Source organism: Variovorax sp. ZS18.2.2, assembly GCF_024701975.1.
Taxonomy (GTDB): domain Bacteria; phylum Pseudomonadota; class Gammaproteobacteria; order Burkholderiales; family Burkholderiaceae_C; genus Variovorax.
The window spans coordinates 18,678-31,854 of the sequence record NZ_JANLNM010000008.1 but is presented as its reverse complement, the minus strand read 5'-3'; the positions used below and the strand labels follow the sequence as shown (position 1 = coordinate 31,854).

Annotated in this window: 11 protein-coding genes and 1 tRNA gene; 4 read left to right on the top strand and 8 right to left on the bottom strand. The window is 66.8% G+C overall.

Annotated features, from left to right (window positions below; all coding sequences use genetic code 11):
* Positions 1 to 8 precede the first annotated feature (8 nt).
* From NU688_RS25605 to NU688_RS25585, 5 genes are all read right to left on the bottom strand, one after another.
* Positions 9 to 983, bottom strand: a complete 975-nt coding sequence (locus tag NU688_RS25605; protein ID WP_013543366.1) for a ribose-phosphate pyrophosphokinase — start codon at positions 981 to 983, stop codon at positions 9 to 11.
* Between the two features lie 175 nt (positions 984 to 1,158).
* Positions 1,159 to 1,235: transfer RNA gene (locus NU688_RS25600), tRNA-Gln, on the bottom strand.
* Between the two features lie 70 nt (positions 1,236 to 1,305).
* Positions 1,306 to 2,187: a 4-(cytidine 5'-diphospho)-2-C-methyl-D-erythritol kinase gene (gene ispE, locus NU688_RS25595; protein ID WP_257863646.1), complete on the bottom strand. Its 882-nt coding sequence runs from the start codon at positions 2,185 to 2,187 to the stop codon at positions 1,306 to 1,308.
* Positions 2,184 to 2,561, bottom strand: coding sequence for a lipoprotein insertase outer membrane protein LolB (locus NU688_RS25590; RefSeq protein ID WP_257863645.1), 378 nt, complete (start codon positions 2,559 to 2,561; stop codon positions 2,184 to 2,186). The genes ispE and NU688_RS25590 overlap by 4 nt, the downstream gene beginning before the upstream one ends.
* Before the next feature lie 140 nt (positions 2,562 to 2,701).
* A complete protein-coding gene (locus tag NU688_RS25585) occupies positions 2,702 to 4,549 on the bottom strand; it encodes a tetratricopeptide repeat protein (RefSeq protein WP_257863644.1) in 1,848 nt (615 codons plus the stop codon).
* Positions 4,550 to 4,619: 70 nt separating this feature from the next.
* Between NU688_RS25585 and mutM the strand changes: the two genes are divergently transcribed.
* The 3 genes from mutM to mutY all read left to right on the top strand — a co-directional run bounded on the left by mutM (position 4,620) and on the right by mutY (position 8,560).
* Positions 4,620 to 5,432, top strand: coding sequence for a bifunctional DNA-formamidopyrimidine glycosylase/DNA-(apurinic or apyrimidinic site) lyase (mutM, locus tag NU688_RS25580; protein WP_257863993.1), 813 nt, complete (start codon positions 4,620 to 4,622; stop codon positions 5,430 to 5,432).
* A gap of 88 nt (positions 5,433 to 5,520) precedes the next feature.
* Positions 5,521 to 7,485, top strand: a complete 1,965-nt coding sequence (locus NU688_RS25575; protein WP_257863639.1) for a dynamin family protein — start codon at positions 5,521 to 5,523, stop codon at positions 7,483 to 7,485.
* A gap of 37 nt (positions 7,486 to 7,522) precedes the next feature.
* Complete coding sequence (gene mutY, locus NU688_RS25570) at positions 7,523 to 8,560, top strand: A/G-specific adenine glycosylase (protein WP_257863638.1); 1,038 nt, start codon at positions 7,523 to 7,525, stop codon at positions 8,558 to 8,560.
* On the opposite strand, the gene rapZ is transcribed toward mutY, so the two are convergent.
* The 3 genes from rapZ to NU688_RS25555 all read right to left on the bottom strand — a co-directional run bounded on the left by rapZ (position 8,561) and on the right by NU688_RS25555 (position 12,114).
* Positions 8,561 to 9,436: an RNase adapter RapZ gene (gene rapZ / locus NU688_RS25565; RefSeq protein ID WP_257863637.1), complete on the bottom strand. Its 876-nt coding sequence runs from the start codon at positions 9,434 to 9,436 to the stop codon at positions 8,561 to 8,563.
* Between the two features lie 82 nt (positions 9,437 to 9,518).
* Positions 9,519 to 11,201 carry a DNA repair protein RecN gene (recN, locus tag NU688_RS25560; RefSeq protein WP_257863636.1) on the bottom strand — a complete coding sequence of 561 codons (1,683 nt, stop codon included), beginning with the start codon at positions 11,199 to 11,201 and terminating at the stop codon, positions 9,519 to 9,521.
* Between the two features lies 1 nt (position 11,202).
* Positions 11,203 to 12,114 (bottom strand): NAD kinase, encoded by a 912-nt coding sequence (locus NU688_RS25555; RefSeq protein ID WP_257863635.1) that lies wholly within the window; start codon positions 12,112 to 12,114, stop codon positions 11,203 to 11,205.
* A gap of 31 nt (positions 12,115 to 12,145) precedes the next feature.
* On the opposite strand from NU688_RS25555, the gene hrcA reads away from it, so the two are divergent.
* A complete protein-coding gene (hrcA, locus tag NU688_RS25550; RefSeq protein ID WP_013543356.1) occupies positions 12,146 to 13,153 on the top strand; it encodes a heat-inducible transcriptional repressor HrcA in 1,008 nt (335 codons plus the stop codon).
* Positions 13,154 to 13,177 lie beyond the last annotated feature (24 nt).

The following is a 13,177-nucleotide window of genomic DNA, read 5'->3' as shown; positions in this document are numbered from 1 at the left end:
CTCTCGGGTCAGAACAGGTTGTCCTGGTCCGAGAACAAACTCATCACCGACTCGCCCTTGGCAATGCGCTGGATCGTCTCGGCGATCAGCGGTGCCACGGAGAGCTGGCGGATCTTTCCACATGCGAGGGCCGCATCGGAAAGGGGAATGGTGTTGGTCACAACGACTTCATCGAGGGCCGTGCCCTTGGTGATGCGCTCGATGGCCGGGCCCGAGAAGATCGGGTGTGTGCAGTAGGCGTAGACGCTCTTGGCGCCACGCTCTTTCAGCACTTCGGCCGCTTTGACCAGCGTGCCGGCCGTGTCGATCATGTCGTCCATGATCACGCAGTTGCGGCCGTCGATCTCGCCGATCACGTTCATGACTTCGCTGACGTTGGCCTTCGGGCGGCGCTTGTCGATGATCGCGAGGTCGCAATTCAGTTGCTTGGCCAGCGCACGGGCTCGAACCACGCCGCCGACATCGGGCGAGACCACGATCAGGTCTTCGTAGTTCTTGGCGCGCAGGTCGCCCAGCAGCACGGGCGAGGCGTAGATGTTGTCGACCGGGATGTCGAAGAAGCCCTGGATCTGGTCGGCGTGCAGGTCCATCGTGAGCACGCGCTCGACGCCGACGGTTTCCAGCAGGTTGGCCACGACCTTGGCCGAGATCGGCACGCGGCTCGAACGCGGGCGGCGGTCCTGGCGGGCGTAGCCGAAGTAGGGAATCACGGCGCTGATCCGCTCGGCCGATGCACGCTTGAGCGCGTCGACCATGATCAGCAGTTCCATCAGGTTTTCGTTGGTCGGTGCGCAGGTAGACTGCACCACGAACACGTCGCGTGCGCGGACGTTCTGGTTGATCTCGACAGTGACTTCTCCATCGGAGAAGCGACCGACGCGTGCGGCGCCCAGCGAGGTGCCGAGGTTGTGCGCGATTTCTGCGGCAAGGCCAGGATTGGCATTGCCGGTGAAAACCATGAAGTCAGGGTGATTAGCCTGCATGAGCGCGTCCCGGCAGTGCGAAATTGGCTTGGAGGAAGCCGCCAAAAGGTTTTGAGTCGTGGCGGCCCGTGGGCTGCCGATTATTGCAGCGGGTGTGCTGCAGAAGAAACACTGCGGCCATCAGGCCGCAGTTTTGAAAAGCACTGCGGGGGTTAGACCGCAGTTTCAATAGATTTGGCAGGGGAGAAAGGATTCGAACCTTTGCATGCTGGAATCAAAATCCAGTGCCTTAACCAGCTTGGCGACTCCCCTACACGGGTCGATGGTTTGCACCATCAACCGATATATGTCGCGTCGGACCGCAAAAGCGATCTGACCATTTTCAGGCTGCCCAACCTACCAGAGGATGAACAGCCAAATTGCTGCATTGACGAACCTGCCAGCCCGCAGGGGCTTCGACCAGTTCCGCTTCATGCGGCCCTTGCGGCAATTTTGCGAACACCGAACTTCCGGAGCCGGTCATCCGGGCCTTCAATCCTTGGGCGCCGAGCCATTCGATGGCATCGGTGACCGCGGGGCAAAGTCGCTGGGCAACCGGCTGCAGGTCGTTGTGGCCGAAGTCGAAAACCTTGTTATCTAGGTTCTGGGCTTCAAGCTGTTCGCTATCTGCAGCAAAGCCCGAGATTATAGCAACAGGAGTTGAGCGTTCAAGATCATCCGCTGAAAAAATAAGGCGAGTATCCAAACCTTCGGTGGGCTTGACCACGGCGAAGCGCGCCGACGGCAGGGTGACGGGCGTGATTTCCTCGCCGATGCCTTCGACCCAAGCATGGTGTCCGCCGAGGAAGAAGGGCACGTCGGCGCCCAGTTTCAAGCCGATCTGCGCGAGCCGGGACAAGGGCAGGTTCAGGTTCCACAGGCGGTTGAGCGCCAGCAGGCAGGTGGCGGCATCCGAAGACCCGCCGCCCATCCCCGCCTGGGCCGGGACGTGTTTCGCGACCCCGATGTGCGCGCCTTGGCCGTGCGCGGTATGCGCCTGCAGCGCACGGGCTGCGCGCAGGACGAGATCGTCGGCGGGCAGTTCGGTCGTGAGGTCCTCGCGGGTCAACTGGCCGTCGCGCCGCAGCTCGACGTGCAGCGTGTCACACCAGTCGATCAGCATGAAGACGGACTGCAGCAGGTGGTAGCCGTCGTCGCGCCGGCCGGTGATGTGCAGGAACAGGTTGAGCTTGGCCGGTGCGGGAAGGTCGTAGAGGGCCTTCATGACCGTTCGAACACGATGCGCAGGTCCGCCCGGGGGCTCGGGGACTCGCGCGTGGCCTGCAGGCGCCCGTTCGCGAGCTGGCCCAGGTCGGGGCGCCAGCCGGGCACGCTTTCGTTGCGTCCGGCCAGCCAGCCGAACAACGCGCCAACGGGGATCGCCGCGCCGGTGGCGGCTTCGATCAGTGCATCGACGGATTCATAGCGGCGGGTGTCGCTGCCGTTCTTCAGCAAGGCCTCGCCTGGCGACCAGTGCAATTGGGCCAGCGTGCTGCCGATCGGGGTCGTCAGCGTGAGTTCGCCGGTATCGGCCGAGCCGCGCAACTCGAAGAGCGCGGCAAAGGTTTGGACCGGTTCGCTGTCGATGCGCAGCGACATGCGGCCGCTCCAACTGTCCGAGCCTCGCGGCGCCGATGATCCGCCCGTCAACTGGGCGCAGCCTGCTATCAAAAGAAGAGTGGCCCCGCCCGCCGCCAGAAAGCCGCGGCGACCGGCGTGCAACCCGGGGGCGAGCAAGGTCACGGCTTGACGCGCAGGCGCTTGAGCGTTTCCTGCAGCGTCTCGTTTTCCGCATCGCTCAGCAGCGCTTCCTTCCAGATCGTCACTGCGCGATCCTTCTGGCCGATGCTCCACAGCACTTCGCCGAAGTGCGCGCCGATCTCGGGATCGGGCCGGGTCTTGTAGGCGGCTTCGAGGATGCGGATGGCCTCGGCCGTGTTGCCGAGTCGGAACTCGACCCAGCCCAGGCTGTCGGCGATGAATGGATCTTCCGGCGCCAGCTGCACCGCCTTCTGGATCAGCGTGCGGGCTTCGTCGAGCCGGATCTTGCGATCGGCGAACGAGTAGCCCAGGGCGTTGTAGGCGTTCTGGCTTTCGGGCTTCAGCTGGATCAACCGGCGCAGCAGCCGCTCCATGTCGTCCAGGCGGTTCAGCTTCTCGGCCACCATGGCCTGGTCGTAGACCAGGTCGCCATCGTCGGGTGCGGCCGCGGAAGCCTGCGCCAGCATGTCGTAGGCCGCCTGGTATTGCTTGGCGTCGCGCAGCAACTGCACTTCGGCGAGGAATTTCTGCTTCTTGTCATCGGGCGTGCGCTCAGGCAGGGCGCGGATGACTTCGCGTGCCTGGGGCAGCTTGCCCTGGCGTGCCAGCAGGCCTGCGCGGCGGGTCTGGGCGAGCGTCAGGTCCTCGGTGCTGTCGATGCGCGCGAGCCAGCGCTCCGCGCCCGCGAGGTCCTTGCGTCGTTCCGCCAGCTGCGACAGGGCGAGGTAGGCCTGCGTCACGCCGCGTTTGCGGTCGGCCGCGTCAACGTCCTTGTTGCTTTGGCTCGAGGAAAGCTCGATGTAGCGCTTGAGCGAGGTCTCGGCCGCGCTGTCTTGCTTGGCCTGCATCTGCAGGCTGCCGAGCAGCAGCCAGGGCTCCGCCAGTTCAGGGCGCGCCGTGGTGAGTGCCTGCAGCTGCGTCTGGGCGTCGCTGTAGCGACGGTTCTCGACCAGCACGCGCGCATAGGCGATGCGCAGGTCGGGCGTGGCCTTGGTGTTGCTCGCGAGGTAGCGCGTCACGATCGGCTCGGCCAGCGGCTGGTTGGGATCGATCAGCTCGAGCGCCAGCGCGGGCGGGGCGTCGGAGGCCGGGTCGACCTCCTGGCCCTTGCGCGCGGCCTCCAGGGCGCCGGAGTTGTCTCCGGCATTGAGGCGCAGCCGGCCCACGGTGGCCCAGGCCAGGCCGCCGGTGGTCGGGCTCTTGAGCTCGTCGACCAGTGCCCGTTCGACCACCGAGGCGGCCAGTTTCTTGTCGGAGGCGCGCGAGTAGTTGCGCGCGATCACCGCCATCAGGAGCGGACGCTCGATCTGCGAGGTGGCCGCGACTTCGGCGCGAAGGGGTTCGACCGTTTCGCCGATGCGATTCAGCGCGATCAGGATCTGCAATTCGATGCGCCGTGCATCGCGCGACGTGGGCAGCGCCTCTTGCCAGGCGCGGGCCGCAGCCAGCGCGGCGTCGCCGGAGCGCGACTGCAGCGCGATCTCGACCGCCCGCTGGAACAGCTTCCCGTCGCGCAGCCGGCGTGCCGCGTCGAGCACCAGCGCATAGCCGGAGCCGGGGTCGCCGGAGCGGGCCGTCATCTCGCCCATCAGGATTTCGTAGAACAGGTCGGCCGTCAGCGCCGACGGTTGCGCCGCGGGTTCGCTGGCAGGCTTCGGGGCGGTGACCCGGGGTCGGACCGCCGGCCTCGGCGGTGCGTTGCGCTCGATGATGGGCGCCGGGCTGTTGGGGGCGGCGGGATCGGAGGTTTGCGCGTGCGCCGCGCAAGCCAGCAACACGAGAGATGCGGCCGCCGCAAGGCGGTGTCGGCGGGGCGATGGAATCATCGAATCATGATAATCGAGGCTTTTGAACGAGCGTCGCGTGGGGCTTCGTCTTCGCCGGAGTTTTACTTTCATGCCTGAGTTACCCGAAGTCGAAGTCACCCGCCGCGGTTTTGCCGACCGCATCGCCGGTGCACGCATCGAATCCGTGCGCATCGGAAAACCGCTGCGCTGGGCCTTGATGGTCGTGCCCGAGGCACTGGTCGGGCGGCATGTGCGCGAGGTGCGGCGCCGCGGCAAATACTTGCTGATCGACCTGGACCAGGGCCTGCTCCTCTTGCATTTGGGAATGTCGGGCAGCCTGCGCTTCGACGCGGCGCTCCCGCCGCCCGGCACGCACGATCACTTCGATCTCGTCACCGATCGCGGCACCCTGCGATTGAACGATCCACGCCGCTTCGGCGCCGTGGTCTATGTGGAGGACGAGGCTGCGCCCTGGGCCATCAAGCTGCTCGGCGGACTGGGGATGGAGCCGCTGGGCGACGCCTTCGACCTCGATGCCTTCCACGCGGGCCTTCGCAAGCGAAAGACGGCGGTCAAGCAGGTGCTGCTGGCGGGCGACGTGGTGGTGGGTGTCGGCAACATCTATGCGTCCGAGGCGCTGTTCCAGGCTGGCATCCGCCCGACGCTGTCGGCTGCGCGCATCAGTCGGCCACGGGCGGCCAAGCTTCATGCGGCGGTGCGCGAAATCCTGGCCAGGGCGGTGGAAAAGGGGGGGAGCACGCTGCGCGACTTCTCCAACGTGGATGGGCAGAACGGCTATTTCCAGCTCGAAGCCACCGTTTATGGCCGGGCCGGCGAGCCGTGTCGGGTCTGCGCAACGCCGATCCGGCAGCTCCGCCAGGGGCAGCGCTCCACTTATTTCTGTCCTAATTGTCAAAAGTAGCGTGTTGCGGCGTCGAATGAATACCCTGCAAACGGCCGCTGCGCGGTTTGCGATGCTATATTTGTAAGTTCTTTCTTACACATTTCCCTTGAGCCGCTCTTTCAACCAACAACTCGATCAGCACGGTGCGTGGCGGAGCAATTTCGCCCATCGGCTGCAGTGGCTGTCCCGCTGGCTGACCGAGAACGAGCTGCTCGACCAGGCCGTGGCCGAGCGCCTGAGGGGCCTGGAACTGCAGATCCGCACCAGCAAGGTGATGGTCGCGTTCGTGGCCGAGTTCTCACGCGGCAAGTCGGAGCTGATCAATGCGATCTTCTTTGCCGACTACGGGCGCCGCATCATGCCCGCGAGCGCGGGGCGGACCACGATGTGTCCGACCGAGCTGGGCTACGACCCGGCGCTGGCGCCCAAGCTGCGGCTGCTGCCGATCGAAACCCGTCTGGAGCCGCATTCGCTGACCCACTGGCGCGAGAAGTCGACCCGCTGGACCGAGATCCCGATCGAGGTCGGCAACGCCGAGCAACTGGCACAGGCCATGGGCAAGGTGGCCGAAGTCCGCTGGGTGAGCAAGGACGAGGCCCGCGCGCTCGGCTTCTGGAACCCCGAGACGCCCGACGACAACCCGGTGCAGGACGCCGAAGGCCGCGTCGAAATTCCGCGTTGGCGCCATGCCGTCTTGAACATGCCGCACCCCTTGCTGGAGCAGGGTCTGGTCATTCTCGACACCCCCGGCCTGAACGCGATCGGCGCCGAGCCTGAGCTGACGGTGAGCTTGATCCCGCAGGCGCACGCCGTGGTCTTCATCCTGGGCGCCGAAACCGGCGTGACGCGCTCCGACCTGTCGATCTGGCGCGAACACCTGATCACCGAGGACGAAGGCGGCGACACGCGCTTCGTCGTGCTCAACAAGATCGACACGATGTGGGACTCGCTGAGCACCCACGCGCAGATCGAACTGCAGATCGAGCGACAGCGCGACAGCGCGGCCCGGCTGCTCGAAGTGCCGCTTGCACAGGTGCTGCCGGTGTCCGCGCAGAAGGGCCTGCAGGCCAAGATCCAGCATGACCCCCGGCTGCTCGAAGCCAGCCGGCTGCCCGCGCTCGAAGCCCTGCTGGGCGAAGGCGTGCTTGGCAAGCGCGAGACCATGCTGCGCCTGGCCGTCGATGCCGGCATGACTGCGCTGCGCACCGAGGCCGAACGCATCCTGAAGGTGCGCCAGCGCGACCTGTCGGAGCAGGCGCTCGAGCTGCAGGGCCTTCGCGGCAAGAACGTCTCGGTGATCCGCCACATGCGCTCGCGCATCGACCAGGAACACGCCGAGTTCGAGGGCAGCAACACCCGCATCCTGGCGCTGCGCTCGGTGCAGGGCAAGCTGCTGCGCGAGGTGTATGCCGTGCTGGGCCGCACCGCGCTGAAGGCCGACATGGTGCGGCTGTCGGCGGCGCTCAAGCGCCCCGGCATCAAGCTCAATGTGCGCAAGGTGTACGGCGAGACCTTCGATTCGCTGCGCAACAACCTGCGCGAAGTGCAGGCGACGACGGCCGAGATCCAGTCGATGCTGCACGCCACTTTCCGCCAACTCAACGCCGAGCAGGGTTTCACCCTGCAGGCGCCCGCCGAGCCCGATCTCACCGGCTTCGAGCAGGAGCTGAGCCAGATCGAGCGCAGCCACATCCACTACCTGGGCGTGGGCAACCTGCTCAAGCTCGCGCAGGCCGATTTCTGCGACAAGCTGGTTCGTGCGCTGGCCAGCCGCCTGCGCCTGGTCAATGAGGCCGCGATGACCGAGGTCGAGCGCTGGAGCAAGGGCGCGAGCGCGCAGATCGATGCGCAGCTCAAGGAGCGCCGCCGCAACTTCAGCAAGCGCATCGAGGCGATCGAGCGCATCCAGAACGCGGCGGGCAATCTCGACGAACGACTGCTCGAGCTGGCGGCGCAGGAGACCAACCTGGCCGAGCTGCACGCCCGCCTGCGTGAATTCACTTCGCTGATCACGCAGCAAGGCAAGCCGCAGGCTGCTGCAGTCCCCTTCAGCGAGTTGCGTGCGGCCTGAGCGTTCCGCTTCCACGGCGGCAGCCGGTTCGCAGCAGATGCCGTCGGATTTCGCTGCGCAGATCGTCAGCTGGCAGCGCAGCCACGGGCGCAGCGAGTTGCCGTGGCAGAACACCCGCGACCCGTACCGCGTCTGGCTGTCGGAGGTGATGCTCCAGCAGACGCAGGTGTCGACGGTGCTCGGCTACTTCGCGCGCTTTCTCGAACGCTTTCCCGACGTGAGGGCGCTGGCCGCGGGCACCGAGGACGAGGTGTTCGGGCTCTGGAGCGGGCTTGGCTACTACAGCCGAGCGCGCAACATGCACCGCTGCGCGCAGGAAGTGGTCGAGCGATTCGGCGGCGAGTTTCCGCATACCGCGGCGGAGCTCGTGACCTTGCCCGGCATCGGCCGCTCCACCTCGGCGGCGATCGCGGCGTTCTGCTTCGGCGAGCGCGTGGCCATCCTCGACGGCAACGTGAAGCGCGTGCTCACGCGCGTGCTCGGTTTCGGCGGCGACATGTCTTCGTCCGCGCAGGAGCGCGCACTGTGGGACCAGGCGACGCAGCTCCTTCCTCCCGCCGAAGATCGCGAAGCGATCGCGAGCTACACGCAGGGGGTGATGGACCTCGGCGCCACCGTCTGCCTGCCACGCAAGCCCAGCTGCATGATCTGCCCGGTCGACAAGACCTGCGTGGGTTTGCGCGAAGGCTCACCGGAGCGCTACCCCGTCAAGACACGCAAGCTCAAGCGCAGTGCGCAGTCGCTCTGGGTGCTGCTGGCGCGGGATGCACAGGGGCGCGTCTGGCTGGAGAAGCGGCCGGCCAAAGGCATCTGGGCCGGGCTCCATTGCCTGCCGGTGTTCGACAGCCGCGACGATTTGCTCGCAGCGCTGCCATCCGCCGCACAGCACGGCGCGCAAGACCTCCCTCCCTTCGTCCATGTTCTGACCCACAAAGACCTGCACCTGCACCCGGTGCTGCTGGAAGGCGTGCAACCGCAGGGCGACGTTGCGCGCTGGGTCGAGGCGGAAGAATGGGCCCGGCTGGGACTGCCGGCGCCGGTGCGCAAGCTGCTGGAGAGCCGTAGCGCGGCCTAGCTAGCTGGCGTCCAGTTCGCGGTGGCGCTTGAGCGCACCCCAGCGGGCGCCGAAGGTGTGCGCCAATTGCTCGACGAGGAATACCGAGCGGTGCTGTCCGCCCGTGCAGCCGATGGCCACCGTGACGTAGCTTCGATGGTCGCGCGCCAGCGCATCGAGCCAGTGCGACAGAAACTGCTCGATGTCGCCGTACATGCGCGCCACGTCTTCATGCTCGCGCAGCCACTCGATCACCGGCGTGTCGCGGCCCGTGAGTGCGCGCAGTGCGGGCACGTAGTGCGGGTTGGGCAGCATGCGCACGTCGAACACGTAGTCCGCATCGAGCGGGACGCCGCGCTTGAAGGCGAACGATTCGAACACCAGCGTGAGCGCGCTCTGCGGCGCGGAGATCAGTGCCTTGATGTAGCTCTGCAATTGCGCGGGGCGGATGAGGCTGGTGTCGATCACGTCAGCGCCGTCGCGCAGGTCGGCGAGCAATTCGCGCTCGAGCTCGATGGCCTGCATCAGCACGCGGTGCTGTTCCGGCACGTCGGTGCGGCCTTCCTGGCGCGAGAGCGGATGGCGCCGGCGGGTTTCCGAATAGCGGCGCAGCAACGCGTCGGTGGTCGCGTCGAGGAACAGCGAACGCAGCGACACGCCGTCGTGGCGCAACGCTTCGAGCTGCTGCGGAACGATCGGCAGCGACACGCCGCTGCGCACGTCCATCGCGATGGCCACGCGCGTGGCATGTTGCTCGTGCTGCAGCGCGATGAACGAGGTCAGTAGTTCGGGCGGCAGGTTGTCGACGCAGTAGTAGCCGGCGTCTTCCAGCGCATGCAGCGCCACGGACTTGCCTGAGCCCGACATGCCGGTGATGAGCACCAGATCGAGGTTCATGGTGCCCCCAGCCGCTTCACTGACGTGTAAGCGTCGCCCCCCAAGGGGGCGTTCGCTTGCTTGGGGCGGCCCGGCGCTGCGCTCATGGCGTGGCCGCCGAGGTCTTGTGGCCCAGCATCTCGCGGGCGTGCGCGAGCGAGGTCTGCGAGACCTTCTCGCCGCCCAGCATGCGGGCGATTTCGTTGGCGCGGGTGTCGTCGTCGAGCCGCGACACGCCGCTCTCGGTGCGCGGGCCGTCCTTGCCGGCGCCCGCCGTCTGGCGCTTGGCCACGACGAGGTGATGGTCAGCGCAGGCGGCCACCTGCGGCAGGTGGGTCACGGCCAGCACCTGGCGGTCGCGGCCGAGTTGCTTCATGAGGCGGCCGACGGTCTCGGCGACGGCACCGCCGACGCCGGCATCGACCTCGTCGAAGATCAGCGTCTGCGCGGCGCCGAGCTGGCTGGTCGTCACGGCGATGGCCAGCGCGATGCGCGAGAGTTCGCCGCCAGACGCCACCTTGCCGATCGCGCGCGGCGTGCTGCCGGTGTGGCCGGCCACGAGGAAGGCAATGTCTTCGAGGCCCGCGCGGCTGGGTTGTGCCAGCGGCTGCAGTTCGACCTCGAAGCGTCCGCCCTGCATGCCGAGGCCCTGCATGGCTTGCGTGACGGCTTGGGCGAGGCGAGGTGCGGCTTGCTTGCGGGCCTTGCCGAGCGCCTTGGCTTCTTTCAGGTAGGCCTGCTGCGCGTTCTGCTCGGCGCGTTCCAGGCCGTCGAGATCGCTTTGCGCATCGAGCGCCTGCAGTTCGGCTTGCCAGCCGGCCAGCAGCGCGGGCAGTTCGCTGGGCGTGCGCTTGTAGCGGCGCGCGAGCGACATCCAGAGGCCCATGCGTTCGTCCAGCTCGGCGAGGCTCTGCGGATCGGCCTCGGCGTCGCGCAGGTAACCGTGCAGTGTGTGGGCGGCGTCCGAGGCCTGCGCCACGCAGGATGCGAGCACCTCGCCCAGCGTGCGGAATTCGGGCTCGATGTGCTCGCAGTCCTTCAGCAGCGCGGCCGCGCGGGTGAGCGCGGACAGCGCGCCGTTGTCGTCGTCTTCGAGCGCCTGGCTCGCGCCCTGCGCCGCGTCGATCAGCGCCTGGGCATTGGAGATGCGCGAATGATTGGTCGACAGCTCTTCCCACTCGTCGGTGCCGGGCGCGAGCTTGGCGACCTCGGAGATCTGCCACTGCAGCCGCTCGCGTTCGCGCTGCAGCGAGTCTTGCGCCGAGCGCGCGTGTTCGAGGGCGGAGAGGGCCTGGCGCCAACCCTGCCAGGCGGCGTCGAGCGCATCGGTGCGTACGCCCGCGTAGGCGTCGAGCAGGCCGCGCACGGCCTCGGGGCGCGTGAGGCTCTGCCAGGCGTGCTGGCCGTGGATGTCGAGCAGGCGATCGCCGAGTTCGCGCAGCTGCGTGGCGGTGGCGGGGCTGCCGTTGATCCAGCCGCGGCTGCGTCCCTGCAGGTCGACGGTGCGGCGCAGCAGCAGCGCGTCGCCGGCTTCGAAGCCGCCTTCGTCGAGCCAACTGCCCAGGGCCGGGTCGGCGTCGAATTCGGCGCTCACGTCCAGGCGCTCGGCGCCTTCACGCACGGCGCCCGCGTCGGCCCGGTTGCCCAGCGCCAGTTGCAGCGCGTCGATCAAGATGGATTTGCCCGCGCCGGTTTCACCGGTCAATACCGTGAAGCCGCCGGACAGGTCGAGTTCGAGTGATCGCACGATCACGAAGTCGCGCAGTGCGATGCGTCGCAGCGCCATGTCAGGAGCCCCCTTCGTTCCAATGAAGTTTCTTGCGCAGCGTGTCGAAATAGCTCCAGCCGCGCGGGTGCAGAAAGCGCACCCGGAAGTCGGAGCGGCGCACCACCACGCGATCGCCGATCGCGAGCGAGGCCAGTGACTGCATGTCGAAATTGGCGCTGGCGTCGCGTCCGCCGACCAGCTCGATCACGATCTCGTCGGCATCGGGCAGCAGCACCGGGCGGTTCGAGAGCGTGTGCGGTGCGATCGGCACCAGCACCCATCCGGGCACGGCCGGATGAAGCAAGGGCCCGCCGGCCGACAGCGCATAGGCGGTCGATCCGGTGGGCGTGGCGATGATCAGGCCGTCGGCGCGCTGGTTGGCCACGAAATGGCGGCCCACCGACACGCGCAACTCGACCATGCCCGAAGTGGCGCCGCGGTTGACCACCACATCGTTCATCGCGAGGGCATCGAACACTGAGACGCCGTCGCGCATGACCTGTGCGTGCATCAGGCTGCGGTGGTCTTCCTCGTATTCGCCGGCCAGCATGGGAATGAGCGTGGCCTGGAAGTTATCCAGTGGGATGTCGGTGATGAAGCCGAGCCGGCCGCGGTTGATGCCGATCAGCGGGATGCCGTAGCTGGCGAGCTGCCGGCCGATGCCGAGCATGGTGCCGTCGCCGCCGACCACGAGGCCGAGGTCGCAGCGCTGGCCGATTTCCTCGACCGAGAGGGCTTCGTAGCGTGGATGGGCGGGGGCGTCGGCGTCTTCCTCCTCGCAGGTCGAACGCTCGACGAAGACCTTGCAACCTTGCGATTCCAGGAAGGTGCCGATGGTCTCCATAACGCCGTCGCGCGCATCCGCCTGCGCTCTGGCGCCGGAAGCCTGGTATTTGCCGATCAGGGCGACGTGACGGAAGCGGGAGGTCATATCTCACAAATTACAACACTAAAATCTTGCAATGCTGGACGACCGTGCCAAGTTGCTGCTCAAGACGCTCGTCGAGCGCTACATCGCCGACGGGCAACCCGTCGGGTCACGCACGCTGTCGCGCTCTTCGGGGCTGGATCTGTCGCCGGCGACCATCCGCAACGTCATGTCCGACCTCGAGGCGCTGGGGCTGATTGCCAGTCCGCACACCTCGGCCGGCCGCATCCCGACCCATCGCGGCTACCGCCTGTTCGTGGACACCATGCTGACCGCGCAGCGCGAGCAGATGAGCACGCCGAGCCTCGCACCCGACCAGCCGCAGAAGGTGATCGCCAACGCGGCGAACATCCTGTCGAACCTTTCGCAGTTCGTCGGCGTCGTGATGGCGCCGCGCCGCGCCTCGGTGTTCAAGCAGATCGAATTCCTGCGTCTGTCCGAGAACCGGCTGCTCGTGATCATCGTCTCGCCCGATGGCGACGTGCAGAACCGGGTGATCTTTCCGGAGGCCGACTATTCGCAGTCGCAGCTGGTCGAAGCTTCCAACTACATCAACGCGCATTACGCGGGTCTGACGATCGAGCAGGTGCGCGACCGTCTGCAGTCAGAGGTCGAGAAGCTGCGCGGAGAAATCGCCGCGCTGATGCAGGCGGCGGTCCAGGTGAGTTCCGAAGTGCTGACCGAGGCGCAGGAAGACGACGTCGTGATCTCAGGCGAACGCAACCTGCTCGCGGTGACCGACTTCTCCAGCGACATGGGCCAACTGCGCCGCGCCTTCGAGCTCTTCGAGCAGAAGGCCCAGTTGATGCGCCTGCTCGATGTGTCGAGCAAGGCCGAGGGCGTGCGCATCTTCATCGGCGGTGAAAGCCAGGTGGTGCCGTTCGAAGAGCTCTCCATCGTCAGTGCCAACTATGAAGTCGACGGGCAGGTGGTGGGCACGCTGGGCGTGATCGGCCCGACGCGCATGCCCTACGAGCGCATGATCCAGATCGTCGACATCACGTCGCGGCTGGTGAGCAATGCGCTGAGCCATCGCAAGTAGGCTGCGGCGGCGAATAGAATCGTG

Coding starts and splice junctions, on each gene's coding strand:
- NU688_RS25590 (WP_257863645.1), bottom strand. CDS start 2,561: ATGTCGCTGCGCATCGACAGCGAACCGGTCCAAACCTTTGCCGCGCTC.
- hrcA (WP_013543356.1), top strand. CDS start 12,146: ATGCTGGACGACCGTGCCAAGTTGCTGCTCAAGACGCTCGTCGAGCGC.
- ispE (WP_257863646.1), bottom strand. CDS start 2,187: ATGAAGGCCCTCTACGACCTTCCCGCACCGGCCAAGCTCAACCTGTTC.
- NU688_RS25555 (WP_257863635.1), bottom strand. CDS start 12,114: ATGACCTCCCGCTTCCGTCACGTCGCCCTGATCGGCAAATACCAGGCT.
- NU688_RS25585 (WP_257863644.1), bottom strand. CDS start 4,549: ATGATTCCATCGCCCCGCCGACACCGCCTTGCGGCGGCCGCATCTCTC.
- mutM (WP_257863993.1), top strand. CDS start 4,620: ATGCCTGAGTTACCCGAAGTCGAAGTCACCCGCCGCGGTTTTGCCGAC.
- NU688_RS25605 (WP_013543366.1), bottom strand. CDS start 983: ATGCAGGCTAATCACCCTGACTTCATGGTTTTCACCGGCAATGCCAAT.
- mutY (WP_257863638.1), top strand. CDS start 7,523: ATGCCGTCGGATTTCGCTGCGCAGATCGTCAGCTGGCAGCGCAGCCAC.
- recN (WP_257863636.1), bottom strand. CDS start 11,201: ATGGCGCTGCGACGCATCGCACTGCGCGACTTCGTGATCGTGCGATCA.
- rapZ (WP_257863637.1), bottom strand. CDS start 9,436: ATGAACCTCGATCTGGTGCTCATCACCGGCATGTCGGGCTCAGGCAAG.